The sequence below is a fragment of the Methanocaldococcus vulcanius M7 genome, assembly GCF_000024625.1.
GTDB lineage: Archaea > AGJL01 > Methanococci > Methanococcales > Methanocaldococcaceae > Methanocaldococcus > Methanocaldococcus vulcanius.
This window is the reverse complement of the sequence record NC_013407.1, coordinates 561,971-578,838: the sequence shown is the minus strand read 5'-3', so window position 1 is coordinate 578,838 and position 16,868 is coordinate 561,971. Positions and strand designations below refer to the sequence as shown.

General features: G+C 29.9%; 21 protein-coding genes. 16 read left to right on the top strand and 5 right to left on the bottom strand.

Going from position 1 to position 16,868, the window contains the following annotated elements:
* The first annotated feature begins 92 nt into the window (after positions 1-92).
* The gene (locus METVU_RS03060; RefSeq protein ID WP_015732707.1) at positions 93-455 is read left to right on the top strand and encodes a CBS domain-containing protein; all 363 of its coding nucleotides are present in this window, start codon (positions 93-95) and stop codon (positions 453-455) included.
* A gap of 35 nt (positions 456-490) precedes the next feature.
* Here METVU_RS03060 and METVU_RS03055 read toward each other — a convergent pair whose 3' ends face one another.
* Positions 491-1,540, bottom strand: coding sequence for a M24 family metallopeptidase (locus METVU_RS03055; protein ID WP_015732706.1), 1,050 nt, complete (start codon positions 1,538-1,540; stop codon positions 491-493).
* A 28-nt stretch (positions 1,541-1,568) separates the two neighbouring features.
* On the opposite strand from METVU_RS03055, the gene METVU_RS03050 reads away from it, so the two are divergent.
* The 4 genes from METVU_RS03050 to METVU_RS03035 all read left to right on the top strand — a co-directional run bounded on the left by METVU_RS03050 (position 1,569) and on the right by METVU_RS03035 (position 4,036).
* A complete protein-coding gene (locus tag METVU_RS03050) occupies positions 1,569-2,069 on the top strand; it encodes a chorismate pyruvate-lyase family protein (RefSeq protein ID WP_015732705.1) in 501 nt (166 codons plus the stop codon).
* A gap of 99 nt (positions 2,070-2,168) precedes the next feature.
* On the top strand, positions 2,169-3,170 hold the full coding sequence (gene amrS / locus METVU_RS03045; protein ID WP_015732704.1) for an AmmeMemoRadiSam system radical SAM enzyme: 1,002 nt from the start codon (positions 2,169-2,171) through the stop codon (positions 3,168-3,170).
* A 236-nt stretch (positions 3,171-3,406) separates the two neighbouring features.
* Entirely contained in the window at positions 3,407-3,622 is a 216-nt protein-coding gene (locus tag METVU_RS03040) for a sulfurtransferase TusA family protein (RefSeq protein WP_015732703.1), read from the top strand.
* 69 nt (positions 3,623-3,691) lie between these two features.
* Positions 3,692-4,036, top strand: a complete 345-nt coding sequence (locus tag METVU_RS03035) for a DsrE/DsrF/TusD sulfur relay family protein (protein WP_015732702.1) — start codon at positions 3,692-3,694, stop codon at positions 4,034-4,036.
* A 61-nt stretch (positions 4,037-4,097) separates the two neighbouring features.
* On the opposite strand, the gene METVU_RS03030 is transcribed toward METVU_RS03035, so the two are convergent.
* The 4 genes from METVU_RS03030 to METVU_RS03015 form a co-directional block, all read right to left on the bottom strand.
* Positions 4,098-5,123 carry a DHH family phosphoesterase gene (locus METVU_RS03030; protein ID WP_048196753.1) on the bottom strand — a complete coding sequence of 342 codons (1,026 nt, stop codon included), beginning with the start codon at positions 5,121-5,123 and terminating at the stop codon, positions 4,098-4,100.
* Between the two features lie 294 nt (positions 5,124-5,417).
* Positions 5,418-5,759 (bottom strand): prefoldin subunit beta, encoded by a 342-nt coding sequence (locus METVU_RS03025; protein WP_015732700.1) that lies wholly within the window; start codon positions 5,757-5,759, stop codon positions 5,418-5,420.
* A gap of 113 nt (positions 5,760-5,872) precedes the next feature.
* On the bottom strand, positions 5,873-6,361 hold the full coding sequence (locus tag METVU_RS03020; RefSeq protein WP_015732699.1) for a hypothetical protein: 489 nt from the start codon (positions 6,359-6,361) through the stop codon (positions 5,873-5,875).
* Complete coding sequence (locus METVU_RS03015) at positions 6,358-7,995, bottom strand: DUF5591 domain-containing protein (protein WP_015732698.1); 1,638 nt, start codon at positions 7,993-7,995, stop codon at positions 6,358-6,360. The genes METVU_RS03020 and METVU_RS03015 overlap by 4 nt, the downstream gene beginning before the upstream one ends.
* A gap of 257 nt (positions 7,996-8,252) precedes the next feature.
* Here METVU_RS03015 and METVU_RS03010 point away from each other — a divergent pair, with 257 nt between their 5' ends.
* From METVU_RS03010 to METVU_RS02960, 11 genes are all read left to right on the top strand, one after another.
* Complete coding sequence (locus tag METVU_RS03010; protein WP_015732697.1) at positions 8,253-9,047, top strand: ABC transporter ATP-binding protein; 795 nt, start codon at positions 8,253-8,255, stop codon at positions 9,045-9,047.
* Positions 9,044-10,237, top strand: coding sequence for an ABC transporter permease (locus METVU_RS03005; protein WP_015732696.1), 1,194 nt, complete (start codon positions 9,044-9,046; stop codon positions 10,235-10,237). Before METVU_RS03010 ends, METVU_RS03005 begins: the two co-directional genes overlap by 4 nt.
* A 130-nt stretch (positions 10,238-10,367) precedes the next feature.
* Positions 10,368-11,672 (top strand): NCS2 family permease, encoded by a 1,305-nt coding sequence (locus tag METVU_RS03000; protein WP_015732695.1) that lies wholly within the window; start codon positions 10,368-10,370, stop codon positions 11,670-11,672.
* A 183-nt stretch (positions 11,673-11,855) separates the two neighbouring features.
* Positions 11,856-12,152 (top strand): NifB/NifX family molybdenum-iron cluster-binding protein, encoded by a 297-nt coding sequence (locus tag METVU_RS02995; RefSeq protein ID WP_015732694.1) that lies wholly within the window; start codon positions 11,856-11,858, stop codon positions 12,150-12,152.
* 289 nt (positions 12,153-12,441) lie between these two features.
* Positions 12,442-13,320, top strand: coding sequence for a hypothetical protein (locus METVU_RS02990; RefSeq protein ID WP_015732693.1), 879 nt, complete (start codon positions 12,442-12,444; stop codon positions 13,318-13,320).
* 45 nt (positions 13,321-13,365) lie between these two features.
* Entirely contained in the window at positions 13,366-13,755 is a 390-nt protein-coding gene (locus tag METVU_RS02985; RefSeq protein ID WP_015732692.1) for a hypothetical protein, read from the top strand.
* Between the two features lie 303 nt (positions 13,756-14,058).
* Positions 14,059-14,496, top strand: a complete 438-nt coding sequence (locus METVU_RS02980; RefSeq protein ID WP_015732691.1) for a hypothetical protein — start codon at positions 14,059-14,061, stop codon at positions 14,494-14,496.
* Between the two features lie 26 nt (positions 14,497-14,522).
* Positions 14,523-14,909 carry a hypothetical protein gene (locus METVU_RS02975; protein ID WP_015732690.1) on the top strand — a complete coding sequence of 129 codons (387 nt, stop codon included), beginning with the start codon at positions 14,523-14,525 and terminating at the stop codon, positions 14,907-14,909.
* Complete coding sequence (locus tag METVU_RS02970; protein ID WP_015732689.1) at positions 14,906-15,898, top strand: hypothetical protein; 993 nt, start codon at positions 14,906-14,908, stop codon at positions 15,896-15,898. The genes METVU_RS02975 and METVU_RS02970 overlap by 4 nt, the downstream gene beginning before the upstream one ends.
* A 30-nt stretch (positions 15,899-15,928) precedes the next feature.
* Entirely contained in the window at positions 15,929-16,375 is a 447-nt protein-coding gene (locus METVU_RS02965) for a hypothetical protein (protein WP_015732688.1), read from the top strand.
* A gap of 9 nt (positions 16,376-16,384) precedes the next feature.
* Positions 16,385-16,759 carry a DUF4870 domain-containing protein gene (locus tag METVU_RS02960; protein WP_015732687.1) on the top strand — a complete coding sequence of 125 codons (375 nt, stop codon included), beginning with the start codon at positions 16,385-16,387 and terminating at the stop codon, positions 16,757-16,759.
* Positions 16,760-16,868 lie beyond the last annotated feature (109 nt).

The window sequence follows — 16,868 nt, the reverse complement described above, 5'->3', positions numbered from 1 at the left end:
AGAAGATAAAAGAGTAAAGCAAGTAAAATAAGAAATACTAAGAAATAAAATGAAATAAAATAAAATAGATAAAAGAAAAATTTGGTGAAATTATGAAAATTAAAGAGGTTATGAATAAGAACTTTATAAACGTCTCTCCGAACGATATTGGTGGAGAGGTTGTTCAACTTTTATATGAGGAACATAAAAACTACGCCCCAGTTATTGAGGATGGGAAATTAGTTGGCTGGATAACTGCTCTTGATCTGCTTATGGGTTGTAAGCACTCAAAGATAGAGGATTTAATGCTATTGATTGATGAGGTAAAAGTTTTGAAAGAGGAGGATGAGATAACTGATGATCTTATAAATGAGATGATAAAAAACGAAGATGTTGCTTATCCAGTAGTTAATGATAAAGATGAGGTTGTTGGAACGTTAAGCGTGTTTGATTTACTAAAAACTTATAAAAACTGAAAAAATTTTTTAATGTTTTTTTATTTAGATTCAATTTAATACTTTGGAATTTTGGCAGAGGACAATTTTTTAAATCCCTGTTTTTTTACCAAGTAGAGATCTTCTATCCTAACACCAAAATGATCTTTTAAATACAATCCCGGCTCTATTGTTATTATCATCCCTTCTTTTAAAATTACATCTTCCTTATCGCTAACCCTACAAGATATTCTCGGCTCCTCGTGGACTTCTAAACCAACTCCATGTCCTAACGAATGTATAAACAGATCTTTATATTCTCCAAAAAACTCCCTAACCATACAATCAAGAGATCTCGCTGAAATTCCATCTTTTAAATGCTCTTCTGCATATCTTTTCGCTTCGTAAACTAATTCATATGTTTTTTCAATATTCAGGTTAGAATCTCTATTTTTATATTCAGTATTTTTATTTTCAAGTAAAAATGTTCTTGTTATATCAGAACAGTAGCCATTATAAACTGCCCCTATATCCACTAATAAAATATCATTTATACGATCGTTTGTTGGTAATGCATGAGGAAACGATGTTTTTCTTCCAGATATTACTATTGAATCAAATGCTGGCTTTATTGATCCATGTTTTTTCATAATATACTCGATCTCTGCCACAACATCTATTTCTGTCATTTTTCTTACTTCGTCTAAATTTTTATAAATCCACTCTATCGCTTTATCGCTAATCTTGGCAGCTTTTTCAATATTTTTTACTTCTTCACTGTCTTTTATCATTCTCATCTCTTTTATTTTCTTAGATATTATTTTATAATCTTTTTTAAGGTATTTTAAATATGTAATAGGAAGGTACTCTTCAACACCATCACATCCGTTAAACAGATCCCTCCAACTCTTAAATTCTCTAACCTCTAAAAAGTTGAAGAGTTCTTCTGCATAATCCTTATCAAGATTTCCAACATAAAGATATGCCTGATCTTCAAAAACCAGGGCTGAAAAGCTTGTAAAATACTTACCTAAAAAATAGTTAATGTTTTCCTTCTTTAAAACTACTACCTTTTTTATACCCTCATTTTCCATATACTTTAAAAATCTGCTGATTCTATTATTCATTATCTCACCACATTTAAGGTAGATAATCATGATCGTATATAAGGAGATTGCCAAATTAAACAGAATATTTCCTCTCTTAAACGAAGAAAAAATACTATTAGGAACTGATGGAAGCATAACAAACATTTTAGAGATATTATTTGAAGATGCTTGTTCAGTTGAGACGATAAAGCAAGTAATTCTTAACAATACAAATTATAGAGAAGTGGTTCTTAAAGTTAATGAGATCCCTCTTGTTTATGCAATTTCAAAAACACCATTTAAAAATATCGAGGAGGAAAATCTTAGAGAGGAGATAAAAAAAGACCTTCTCTCTGCCGATATTCCCATTGGAAAGATTATAAGAAAACACAACTTAGAAACAAGAAGAGAGATAATCAAGATTGGGATCGCTGAAATAAATAGCGACCTAAAAAAAATCCTAAAAACCAGCCATAACAGATTACCAAAAAGGACATATAATATAATTTACAAAAATAAAATATTGATGGAAATAACAGAAGTATTTGCAATTCGAGGAAAGTTGTAAAATTAAATAATTAAATAAAATTAAAAAATTTTAACTAAATTGTTTAATAATCAATGCAAATTAACTCTTTTAACTTTAATATTTTTAAGAGGGAGAACTATGAGAGAAGCAATGTTTTATGAAGTTATCGATGAAAATAAGGTTAGATGTAATATCTGCCCAAGGCATTGTATTATAAAAAATGGAGAAAGGGGGTTCTGCTGGAATAAAGAGAATATAAATGAGGTATTATATGCTGTTGGATATGGAAAGGTCTGTTCATTGGCAATAGACCCCATAGAAAAAAAGCCCCTATTTCATTTCTATCCAACAAGTCGTGTTTTATCATTAGCAATTGGTGGCTGTAATTTTAGATGCTTGCACTGTCAAAATTGGAGTATATCACAATTTCCACCAGATAAGATCCCACATAGAGAAACCACTCCCGAAGAGATCGTAGATCTTACCCTAAAATATGAATGTCCTGGTTTAGCATACACTTACACAGAACCAACGGTTTACTATGAATTTATGTACGATACTGCAAGTATAGCAAGAGAGGAAGGATTATTTAATGTTATGATCACTAACGGATATATTGAAAAAGATCCATTAAAAGCTCTCCCTATAGATGGAATGAATATCGACATTAAAGGAAATGCTGAATTCTATAAAAAGATATGCAAAGCCACATTAGATCCTGTCTTAGAAACATGCAAGTTGGCAAAAAAATTGGGAATTTGGGTAGAAATAACCAATTTGGTAGTTCCGGGTTATAATGATAACTTAGATGATTTATTATTTATTATACATTTTGTAAGAGATGAATTAGGAAAAGAAACTCCTCTTCACTTTTCAAGATTTCATCCCGATTATAAATTAACCAACGTTCCCCCAACCCCTATAAAAACCTTAGAGATAGCGAGAAATTTAGCTATCGAGGAGGGGTTAAAATACGTTTACATAGGTAATGTTCCCGGGCATGATGGGGAAAATACCTACTGCCCAAACTGTGGGGCTTTGCTGATAAAGAGAGATATATTTGACACTCAAATTATAGAGTTAGATATTGCTACTGGAAGATGCAAGGTGTGTGGTGAAAAGATCGATGGGGTATTCTAATATTTTTATCTTTTATTTTTACCTTCTTATAAAACTATCATATTAAAAAATTAAATAACCTATATGCGATTAATTTTTTTTCAGATTAATTTTTTATAAGAAATATTTTTATTAAAACTATTGATTATTGACTAAACTTGATTTAATAGAATTTATACGTCATAATTCAAAACATATATGTGAATATTTAAATTGAATGTAATCAACTAATTGCTGTTCAATGAAAGGTGAGATTTATGAAAACCCTTGATGTTAAAGGAGATGTTTGTCCAGTTCCAGTTTTAAAAACAAAAAAAGCGTTAGAAGAGTTAGAAGAAGGAGAGGAGTTAGAAGTGATAGGTGATTACAAACCTGCTTTGGAGAATATAAAAAGATTCGTTGAGAATAACGGATACACTGTTGTATTAGCAGAAGAAACCGAAGATGGATTCAGAATTGTAATTAAAAAATAAAGGAAATAAACAAAATAAAAAAGAAATTAAATCAAAAAATAAATAAAAAAAGAAAAATCAGGTGAGGGGATGAAGTTTACTGTAATTATCACAGAGGCACCTTATGGAAAAGAGAGAGCTTATTCAGCGTTAAGATTTGCGTTAACTGCCTTATTGGAAGGTGTTGATGTAAACATTTTTTTACTTGAAAATGGTGTTTATGTTGCGAAAACTGAACAAAATCCTTCCGATGTTCCTAACTATTTAGAGTTGTTGAAAAATGCAATCGACTTAGGAGCTGTTGTTAAAGTTTGTGGACCATGTTGTAAGGCAAGAGGACTAAAAGAAGAGGATTTAATTGAAGGGGCTAAATTAGCTACAATGCATGATTTAATTGCCTTTGTAAAGGAAAGTGATAATGTCATCACATTTTAGATTCTAAATTATATATTTGATTTTTTCATTTTCAAATATTTTTATTACATCCCTATTATAATTACATCTTATTATACATCTTATTATCTCTTGTTTTTGCTGTTTTATACTTCTCCACAAATCTTCTATAACAGAGATCCAGCACTTCCTTTATAATCTCATCTTTACTCTTAGATCTATCATAAGGAGCATTTAAACCCCCTGCTTCACTATGTCCCCCTCCGCTTCCTTTAAGCTCTTTTCCCAATTCTTCCATAAGATCTCCCATGTGGACATACTTTGAAACGTGCTTTCTACATCTTGCACTTACTCTTATCTCCTTCTCTTTCTTCCTAACTGCCACAACAAAAGAAACATCCGCCCCAATACTTACAATCGTTTTTGCACAGGAGGCCTCGTGAGAACTCACGTATGATAATGCTACTTTTATTCCATCAACTTCTCTGATCTCCATTCTACTACATGCTTTTAAGTGGGCTGTTCTTTTGCTGGAATCGCTCTCTTGAGAGAGGAGATATAGTATTTTTTGAAAACTAATTCCTTTTATCAGATAACTTATTATATCAAAGGTTTTTTGATTGGCAAGTTTTAAGTGTTTCGTATCATATACAATTCCACATAGAAGGGCAATTCTTACGTATTTTGGAGGAAATATACTAAGTTCTTTAAATATTTCAGCAATAATTTCTGATGTTGAGGGGCGGTTCTCTTCAATTATATGAAATTTAGAAACCTCTGCCAGATCTGTTTTTTTATGGTGGTCTATTATTATAACGTCTCTTTTCTTTAACTCTTCAAAGTTAACTTTAAGCTGATTAATTGAAGAAGTATCAACAATAAAAACAGTTTTCGGTAATTTTGGATATATCTCTACATCTATATGTTCTCCAATCTCGTTTAATATATTTCTTGAAATTTTGCTAACCGAATCTGCGGAAATTTTAAATGTTCCCTGGGGGTTTAAATATGAGGCAAGATATTTCAAAGCCACACAGCTTCCAATTGCATCGGGATCTGCATTGTGGTGGCATAAAAAGAGAATCTCATCTCTCTTTAAGTATTCTATCAGTTTTTCAGATGAGGCCATAATCTTCACCATTAGTTGTCGCTAAGGAAGCTCCGAACTTCAGCTCGGAGAGGAGGTCAGCATTATGAATTAAAGTATTATTTAAAATTATTAAAATATTTAGTGTTATGATGTTTCTTTTTTTCTTTAAATAATTCTCCTAAAACTTTTTAACTTTTTAATGGATTAAAGAACTTGTTAGAAGGGATGTTAGAATAGAAAGGATGATGAAAAAATATAAATTTCATTAATAAAATAGTTAGGTTAAAAAATCTAAAAATAATAAATAATTACTGATAAGAAATTAGATTTAATTTACTGTGCAGTTGGTATCATTTTTTGAATTTTTTCTTGCAACTCTTTTAATCTTGCCTGTAATTTTTCTTCCTGTTTTTCTAATGTTTTTATTCTTAACTCTAATGTTTCTACCTTTTCTTCGAGTTCTTTTTTAACTTCCTCTTTTTTTCTTTTAATGAAAAGACCGCCTACCAATTTGTAGACCTCATCACTTGTCGATTTTTCTAATTCTTCTAATGCCTTTTTACACTCTTTTAGTTCTGTTTCAACACTCTGCTTCTGCATTAAAATCATCTGCAACTGTTGCTGTAATTGTTGCAACTGCATCAATTGTGCCTGAATTTGAGGAGGTAATTCCATTAATCTCACCCTGATGATTATTTTGATATTACCTATTAAAATAGAAAGCTGATAATAATATAAAAAACTTTCTTTTCCCTTTACCAAATTTCTTATGATATTTTTGATTATAGTTAAGCCGTGGGCTCTTTTTCTTCAAAATTAATGTTTTCTAAGTATTTTAAAAACTCTTCCAAGTTTGCAGTTCCTAATTTATTCATCGATTCGTTGATAATTATAGCCCTAAGTTCATTTTCTATTTTTTTCAATTTTTCGCTTAGTTCTTCAATTTCTTTGTTAATGCTCCATCTTACTGACTCTAAATCTTCAATATTTATTTTTTCAACGGTATCAAGCATTTTAACGAGACCCATAAAAAATGGAATATTTGTAAATTTGCTTAATCTTGGAAGTGTAGATTTTATTATGTCTGCATCTCTTTTTAAATGTTTTAAATTTGCATCCAAATTTTCAAAGTCCTCAAGTATACTATCTAAATAGCTTATCTCATCTTTTATTTTTATATACTCCCTCAATAAGTCCCTTACTTTTTCTTTATCTTTAAAGTTTACATCTTTGAGTAATACTAACTCAGCTACTCTTTCTATATCCAAATCCCTCACCCTATAACATTTCTTATATTTACTAATGCCCCATGTCTTGCTTTTTTCATTTCAAGGCCACTCATTAATGCTCTCCCTACTCCCAAAAATTCATCATCTTTTATTAAAACAAGTTCATCGTTATAGGAGATATTTTCATTACAATCTACAAATCCCGGAGGAAATAGTGAACCCTTTTTAATTTGATAACTAACCTCAACATAGTTTATCTCCCTTCCCCCACAGTTCCACAGTAATTCTCCTCCTTTTAAGGTTAATACAAGCAACCCATTCTTTAAATTTATTGAAGCGATCTGTTGTCGTTTGTTTTTAATTTCTGTAAATATTTGTCCCTTGTGATTTATAAATATTTCGTCTGGTAGAAAGTTCACTCCAAACTGAAATTTCGCAAGTTGTTGGATATTATGTATTCTTTGGCCTTTTCTACTTAGTTTTAAATCTTTTGTCATCTCTTTATAATTTTTAAGAGTTTCAGTTAAACACTTTAACGCATCCTCAGATATTGGATTTTCTTTTGAAGTTATGACAACCTCGTCTAAGTCCAAAATATCGAGGTAGTGTTCCGGAAGATGTGCTATAATAACATAATTGTTAAATTTTTCCTCAACCTTCTTTAAAAAGTTTTTTAAGCAGTTATTTATTAGCTCTTTTTCCTCAAAACTCCATTCACCTACAACCGGAATATCATAATTTACTAAATTTTCAAGAGCCCTCGGCACTAATCCATAAGGAGATGTTAACACGACCTCTTCCACGATCACTTTTGACGATCTTATTGCCTTTATAAATTTCTGATGCGATTGAGAAAGTGAGTAGGGCTTTTTTGAAGAGCAGGGAAGTAAAACTATAACATTTGAGTAGGGCTCATACTTATCCAATCTAATTAAATATTTTTTTACTTCTGGAGTGTTAATGTTTGAAGTTATTATGATTTTTCTACCTTTTGATAGAGGAATATTTCTAATATCTGGCTCATACCTAATATAGTTTGCCCAGAGGTAGGGATGAGATACTGCCGTTTCCTCAACTACATTCCTCAAAAACCCGTTTTTTATGGCTACTCTAACTTCTTCTATTATCTCGTTGTAAATATGAATGTTATCTTTATAAATATCGTCAATATTATTACCATCAATATTATTGTTTATCTTATTGTTTGTTTTTATCATTCTGTTTTTGGTTAATTTATAACCCATGGAAGAAGCCAATCTTCCCATAGAATCATCGAAGTAATCCACTCCCATATAAGCCAACAGAGGAATTTCCCATGGAAAAACTGATGGAAAATAAATTGATGAGTTCGGAGAGATTTTTTCTCTTATTTTTGGAATTATTTGTAATTCTTTTCGTTCTATTAATCGTCTACCATCAGCGATGACATACAGATCTACTTCTTCAAGATCAATTAGATCAATATGCTTACCAAAGTTTAGTATTTGATAAGTTATCTCCTCTCCTTTATAAGTTGTTTTTCCAGTAAAAGATTTTTTAAATAACGGAGTTAGTTCTTTAAATGTATCAAAGGGCATTTTTACTTCATCAGTATTTAGTTCAATATTTATCAGTTTTGGAGTTAGTTCTTTATCTTTCTCTTTGCACAATCTTCCAATATCATAGGCAATTGGTTCAAGCATTTTATCACTTCATTGTATCTATATTTATTGTTGTTATCATGTTTATTATTGGTTTGTTATTGAATTAGTTATATGCGTTATGTTTATAGCGAAGATTTATAAATAATAAATTTATAATAAAACTTCCAAATTATTTAAAGATTAAAATCATCAATTATTTGAGTAAAAATTAGTTAAGGATGAGAGTTCATAATATTTATATAATCATTCATAAAAATTTGGGATAAAATGAAAATGGAACCTTAGAGAGGAGAAGCATGAGAAAACCTAAAATTGTTGTAAAAAACCTAACCAAATACTTCGGAGATAAAAAAGTTTTAGACAATATATCCTTTGAGGTTTATGAGGGGGAGATTTTTGGATTATTGGGACATAATGGGGCTGGAAAAACTACAACTTTAAGAATAATTGCTGGAATAATTGAAAATTACGATGGATCGGTTGAAACAGATGGAAAAATTGGTTATCTACCTGAGGAAAGAGGACTTTATAGGGATGAAAAGGTTTTTGATGTGTTAAAGTTTTTTGGAAAATTGGCTGGTGTTGAGGGCGATAAACTTGTTGATAGTATTAATTATTGGCTAAATAAGTTAAAAATCCAACAGTATAAAAATTTTAAAGTGAAAGAACTCTCTAAAGGAAATCAGCAAAAAGTTCAATTTATTGTAGCAGTTATACACGATCCCGACATTCTGATATTGGACGAGCCGTTTTCTGGCTTAGATGTTGCTAATGTGAACCTTTTAAAAAATATAATACTGGAACTAAAAGAAAAAGGAAAAACAATAATCCTCTCAACCCATCAATTGGAAAAGATAGAAAAACTGTGTGATAGAATATTGATTCTAAAAAAAGGAAAGGCAATCCATTACGGAACAATTGAAAATATTTGTAGAAAAATGGCTTATATTGAATATTTAGAGAATGGAAAAATTGTAAAAAAAGAGCTCCCATATAAAGATGCATTAAACATTTTGAAGGAGAATTTGGAACATGTAGTAAAATTTGAAGTCAGATATTCGTTGGAAGAGTTATTTTTGGTGGAAGAATGAAACTCAGCATAAAAAAAATTCTTACTATTGGAAAAAGAGAAGTGATGAGCAATATAAAACGAAAACAGTTTTTAATAGCCACAATTATTGTTCCAATAGTAATTATTGCCTTTTCTGTAATAGGAAGTATGATGATGTTTGATATTAAGGAGATAAAAGTCGGTTATGTTGATGAATTTGGAGTAGAAATTCCAAATAAAGTAATTGAAAACAATCTTGGGAAGAATACTACAATATATTTCCTAAAATATGAAAATATAGAAAAAGGAAAAGAGGATGTGATAAATGAAAAAATAAACGCTCTAATTATAATTCCAAAGAATTATTTAGATACAGGAAAGATCATAATCTACTCCACAACTAAGTCCCCAAATCCCCTTATTACTGAAACACTAAATAAACTATTAATAAAGAAACTCTTAAAAGGAAAGGTAGATAACAAAACATATGAAAGAGTTATAAATCCTATGAATTTAACCATCTATTCCCTATCAAAAAAAGGATTCGAAAAAGAGAACTTTCTATCTCAACTACTACCTGTTGGATTTGTATTTTTATTGTATATGGCTATATCGTCCCTATCTGGAATTATCGTATCTTCGGTGATAGAGGAAAAGCAAAATAGAATAATGGAACTTTTACTATGCTACTCCTCTGCTGAAAATTTAATGTTTGGAAAGATATTGGGAATATCAATTGTAGGATTGGTTCAAATTGGAATTTGGGTAATGGTAGGAATTCCTCTGCTTTTAACCTATGCTGTGAAAATCTCTTTATACACAATAACCCTCGCAATGGCATATTTTATAATGGGGTATTTATTCTACTCCTCCCTACTTTGTGGATTATCATCCCTCTTCTCTCATCCAAAAGACGCTTCCCAATTGATGTCTCCAATAATCCTCATACAACTACTCCCAATAATGTTCATGAACACCATCATGGTTAACCCAAATCACTACCTTGCGAAAATATTATCCTATATTCCTTTTACCGCTCCCTACACTGTTGTTCTAAGAGCAAGTTCTACGAATATTCCAACCACAGATATTGCATTATCAACTACAATAATGATCATTAGCATAATTATATCCTTCCTCCTATCAATAAAATTGTTTAAAATAGGAGTTCTTTTATATGAAGAAAATATGAACCTAAAAAAAGTATTAAAAATAATTTTTAAAGCGTAATAAAATATCGATATACCCCATATAACAAAATTTATGTGTAAAGTATTTTATATTCAATATTTCCATAAATTATTTAATCAACACAAATTTTCTATTTTGTGTGCTGTTAAAAACTTTTTGAGGTGATGGAATGGGGTTTATAGAAGAGTATTTCGAATTTGATAAATACAACACCAACTTAAAAATTGAAGTTCTTGCAGGAATAACCACATTCATGACCATGGCTTATATAATATTCGTAAATCCTCAAATTTTGAGCACAACGGGAATGGATTTTGGGGCAGTTATGGTTGCAACATGTATCTCCTCAGCAATAGCTACACTAATAATGGGCCTATATGCAAGGTATCCGTTTGCATTAGCTCCAGGAATGGGATTAAACGCCTATTTCACATATGGAGTTTGTTTGGGAATGGGAATTGACTGGAGAGTTGCATTGGGGGCAGTGTTCATCTCAGGTGTTTTGTTTGTAATCTTAACATTAACTAAAATAAGGACGTGGATATTTAATGTCATCCCTAATGCTATAAAATACGGAACTGCTGTCGGTATTGGATTGTTTATTGCGTTTATTGGGTTAAAAAATGCAGGGATAATTGTTGAAAGTAAAGCAACCCTCGTTACCTTAGGAAATATAATGAATCCATCAGCACTCTTAGCAATGTTTGGGATATTTCTAACCTCAATATTGGTAAGTAGAAACGTTATTGGTGCTATACTGTTAGGAATTATAATAACATCACTTTTAGGAATGATCTTAGGCATTTCTCCATTTCCAGATGGCATATTTTCAATGCCTCCATCAATAGCCCCAACCTTCTTACAACTTGATGTAATGGGAGCTTTAAACTTAGGATTGCTAACAATTGTATTGGCCTTCTTCTTTGTTGATATGTTCGATACCTTAGGAACTCTAAGTGCATTAGCATCTCAGGCAGGTTATTTGGATGAAGAAGGAAAACTACCAAGAGTAGAAAAAGCATTGATGGCAGATGCTACCGGAACAGTAGTTGGATCGCTACTCGGAACATCAACAGTAACAACCTACATTGAATCCGCAAGTGGAATTGCGATCGGAGGAAGAACAGGTTTTGTTTCAGTAGTTGTCGCAGTTCTGTTTTTACTTGCACTATTCTTCTATCCTGTTGTTAAAGCAATTCCTGCCTACGCTACCGCATCAGCACTTGTTATAGTAGGGGCGTTGATGATGAGATCCGTTAAATTTATTGATTTTGATGACTATACTGAGGCAATTCCTGCGTTTATAACTCTGCTAACTATCCCATTAACTTACAGTATAGCCACAGGTCTTGCACTTGGTTTCATAACCTATCCAATATTAAAGGTCTTCACTGGAAGATGGAGAGAAGTTCACTGGCTTGTTTATTTATTAGCAGTTTTATTTGCACTAAGATTCGTTTACCTTTCAAGTTAATTTTTTAATTTTTTATTTTTAGACGGTTATTTTATAAAATTTTTTATAATTTTTTATATACTTTAATTACAATTAAAAAATCTTAAATACGATAATAATAGAAATAGAATGTTATAATGTATACTAAATAAAGATATTAAATAAAGATTCTAAAAATTTATCTGAAAAATGGAGAGGATTGTAATGAAAATAATAATTCCTATGCGTTTAGATAAAATAAGTGATGAGTTTGAAAATTGCGAATACTTTCTAATTCTTGAAATAAAAGACGGAGAGATAGATTCCGTTAAAACAGTATTTAATGATAACTGCGGAGAAAAAATAAAACAAAAAATCGATGCAATAATCTGTAAAAAAATAAATGAAAAGAATTACAAAAAATTTAGTAAAAAAGGAGTAATATATAAAGCGGAAGGAGACGATGTAGATAAAAACATATCCCTACTTTTAGAAAATAAACTTAAAGAAATTTGTAAATAAATAAACTATCTATTTTAGTTTTGATTTTTTTAAAAATTAATTTTTTAGGTTTTTTATCTTATTGAGAACTTTAATATCTCTCTTTTTGTACTTTACTAAGTTGTTTTTAGTTGTTTCAGATTAAAACAACACTACTTAGTAAGGTTTAAATATTAAAAAGTTAAGATAAAACTATCAAAGGATTGATAAATATAACTTTACAAAGGTAAAGTAAAAAATAGCTGGCGATGATGCCTCTGTATAGAGGCGGAGCCAAATAAAGCCCAACTACCAAATAAAGAGGGGTATTATGAAACTATGGAGCAAAGGAATATTTAAAATTTTTGCCTTAGTGGCTATGCTATGCGTTGTAGGGAGCGTTTTTGCTACATCAACGAGCTTGTCAGAGGTAAGTAAAAAGCCAGTTGGTGTGGAGAAGGTAGATATTAAAATACTAAAAAAGACGCCAACAGAGCAGATAGTTGAAGTTAATGGAGTAATAATAAAATACCATACAGATGGGAAAGTTGCTACTCTTCAAATAAAAGATAAGAAAACAGGAAAAACAATAAACTACAAATTCATAACTAAAAAAGTAAAGGATACTTATTTAACTGAAATGTATATGAATGGTAAAAAATTCAAAACAATAAAAACCTTCTACAACCCTATTGAAAAAGGAATGACACTAAAAAAGGCAATGGAGATAAATAAAAAGAAACTCAAGGATATGAAAGTAAATGCAAAAATAGGAAATATATTACCAATGTCATACACTACAACACACTACTGGTGGGATGGAGTTTATTATGTAGAGGGTAGAGGTATTAAATATGCACACCCTGACTACGATTATTATGGTATAGAACCATGGAATACTAAGGTTATTCACGGAAACAGACTTTACCATATACATCTTGCACAAGTATATTCAAATGATGCTCCAGCTGTTATTGGGGCAATAGTGGGGATTTTAGTCGGTCTAGCTACGGAGGGGTCTGCCGCTGTGGTGTATGGTGGAATTTCAAGTGCAGTGACTGATATTATAATGAACCATGGAATGTCCGCTATTGAAGACGAAAACGGATGTATTTGGTATGTATGGGGACTTGGTTTTTGGTATTCTTATGAAAGAATCGGACCTTATGTAATTAAAGACATAGGAGGAATCGGAGAACCCCATCCTTAATATATTTCATACTTAATTTTTTATTTTTGGTGACAAGGTGAAAACATGTCAAAAAAATTGTTTATTGGAGTATTGTTGGCAATATTTTTATGTGTATCTACAATGATATTATCAATATTAAGTTCCTTTGTAATTTCCAATGGTTTATTGCATTTTTTCATTGAGCAAATTACCCAGATTATACTTCCAACCACTATCTTAGCTGGATTTTTGATAGTGTCTAATAATAAACAACTTAAAACCCTTTTTAGAGCCGACATAGCATTTGTGATTGGGTCAATATTAATATTGTTATTTGAGATTCATAATGGATTAGATTTGCATTCAGGAGTTACATATTACAAGTATCTTTCTTCATTATTTTTGTTTCGGTTATTAGGCGTATATGGACTTATGGCAGTGGAGTTTGTTAAATCAAATGCCAACTATGTTTGAGGCAGGGGGTTTTCATGAACCAAAATAATTAGATATAGTGATAATGTATGCTCAACGATGTCCTGCCTGTCATTCAACTTATGTTAATAATAATTTTACAAATCCTCATTATTTCAATGATAATTGTTAGTTTAGCACTTATAATAATCAAACTTAGTAAGAAATACTTTAAAAACTAAGCATTCAATTAAATTTCGTAATAATAATGCCATCTTAGCAAGAGTGGTAAAAATGAGCAAAAATCTGCCGAACATTGAAAATGATAATTTTTATTAATTTCTAAATTATCTAATGGTGGAATTAATGTTAAATGAAATAAAACAACACTTAAAATGCATAAAATCAACTTTAAAATTTATTGGAAGCACCATTTCATTTATTGGAGTTATATATTACGCCTGTGGTTATGGTTCTTCTTATTTTTCTAAGGGAGTTTATTCCATACTGTATGAAGCTGTTGGTATATTAATTGGATGGTTTATACTATTTTTGCTTATAAGTATTGGAACTTATTTTAAAAATAAAGAAAGAAAAAAAGAGGTTGTAAATTTTTTAATAATGGCGTGGTTGTTTGTAATGATCCCAATTGTTGTCATGTCATTATCTACCGCTCTTTTAGTAATTGGTGATTATCTAATTGGAAAAAGTAATCCACTACTTGTGTTTTTCATAAAAATAACTGCCATATTTTTGATATTATTATCATATACAACAGTATTGTGTATAAATTTTAAAAAATGATTTTAGATTTAAAATGGTGATAAAAAATGAAAAACCTAAATACAGAACATATTTTATCAGCTTTATCTTATCTCTCATTCTTTGTGTTTCCTGTCTTTGCCCCATTAATCTTTATAATTGTTTTTAGAAAGAGCAAATTTATCTTATTCCATTCAATCCAAGCATTTTTTATTCAACTGATATTTTATATTATTGCAATGGAACTTTTAACGAATAAAGAATACATTCTAAATTATTTAATAAACAATGGAAATTTCGATTTATTAATGATTTTATGTGCTATTTATGTTTATGGATTTTTTATATCTCTCTTATTTGGAGCTTATAAAGCATCTGGAGGAAAATGGTTCAAATTTCCAATAATTGGAAATATTGCTGAGAGGATCGTCAAACTATTATTGGTGGAATCATGAAGAATAAAAACCTATTTCTTTTTCTTTTTATTTTTTCAATAGCAGTGTTTATTGGTTATTATCTAACGGTTCCAGTTGATAGAGGAGTTCCTACAATTTCAGCAACTCACTTTGATGTAGTGTATCAGTATTTAGATAACTATGGGTGTTTAATCGCATACATCATATACAATCCTTATGAGGTTAATAGAACTGCTCCAATAGTAGAGGAAATTCCTAAAGAGATTATAAACAACACTGAAATCATAATCGTTGATTATAGATTTTTATCTCCGAATGTTAAGGACTATGCTCCGAAAGGGTATAAATTTGTAAAAGTTAATTGGAGTAGGGATATGATTAATTTTAATAACAATATAATTGAGGTTAAAAATATCTCTTTAAGTTCAAAAACCTACACAATTCTTCCAATGTATTGTATATTTAAGAATCCTCCTGTATATCCTTATGGAAAGTTTATAGAAGCAAATATTACAAAAACTGGAAACAACATATACAAATTGAAGTATAAGATAGAGTTTAACGGAACTTTGGACTATGTTAGAATTTTGATCCCACAAAAAATAGGATACAGTGAAGAATATAAAAGAAAGGTCATAAATTATAAAAAGAACATTTCTGAAGAGTTTGATAAAATTAGAAAGAAATATGAACTGTTTATTTTTGAAGATGAAGTCGATGAATTACTTAAATCTTTAACAAAATATACAGGTGTTGAAACTCCAAAAAATTACAGTATAGAGCAAAAGGCAAAAGGGCATTTAATATATTCAAAGGACTTTTTAGGATACTATCCAAAATATTATGGATATTATACAAATAACGCATATTATGAAATTATCTCCAAAAATACATCTGGAGAAATAACCTTTTACTCAACAGGAAAAGCCATTGCAATAATCGATGCAAAACTATCAAAACAATATATTAATGAACTATATCACGAAAAGAAAATACTATTCATAAATCAAGAAGATGTTACTGGATAATATTTAATTTTTTATTTTTGAGGTGGAATTATGGAAATAAAAGAAAATATTATCGCTTCATCGATTTATCTCCTAATTTTGTTGTCTTTGATAATTCAGATAATTGTTTCTCATATTCTTGTTCCAATATTTCCTTTAATAGTTCCGATAATCTTCCTTATATCGTTTAGAAAAAATAGATTTATTGTATTTCACTCATTACAGGCATTATTTTTATTTTTAATAATTTTAGTAGTTTTTATATTTGGGACAGTAGTTTATTGGTTATTGTTTTATTATTACATTGATTATTTTTTAAATTCCCATAGTTCTTCAAAGTTAATTGAAAGTATCATAGGAAGTATTGGATTATTTTCATTGTTCGTTGTGATAATTCCATTTATTGTAGGATTTAATGCAGTGATTGTAGGTTATGAGTTCAAAATCCCATTAATAAGAAAAATTATTGAAAAAATAATGATTTCATTAAATAAATAAGGTGAAATTATGAATATTAAAACAGAAAATATTGTTGCTTCATTATCTTACCTCTCAACGTTTATTTTATTGTTTGTAGTGCCGTTGTTGTTTTTAATTATATTTAATAAAAATGGATTCATTAAATTTCATTCTTTACAGGCCTTATTATTGGTTGTAATCTATTTACTGGTTGGAACCGGAATTGCCACAATATATCTTTACTTTGGATTATATCTCATGTATTCCACGCCACCACTGCTTGATAATGCATTTTATTGCTTTTTAATAGTTTGGCTTATTGTATATGTTATATTGTGCATTGTCGGAGCTTACAAAGCATCTGGTGGAGAAAAATTTAAACTCCCAATAATTGGAAATATTGCTGAGAGGATGATAACATGAATTTTGAGGATGAAAATGACTTATTTAAGAAAGCATTTATATCAATATTAAAAAATCCACACAGTTTTATTTTTTTCGTAGTTATTAAAAAAGCTCTTGGGGATATGCT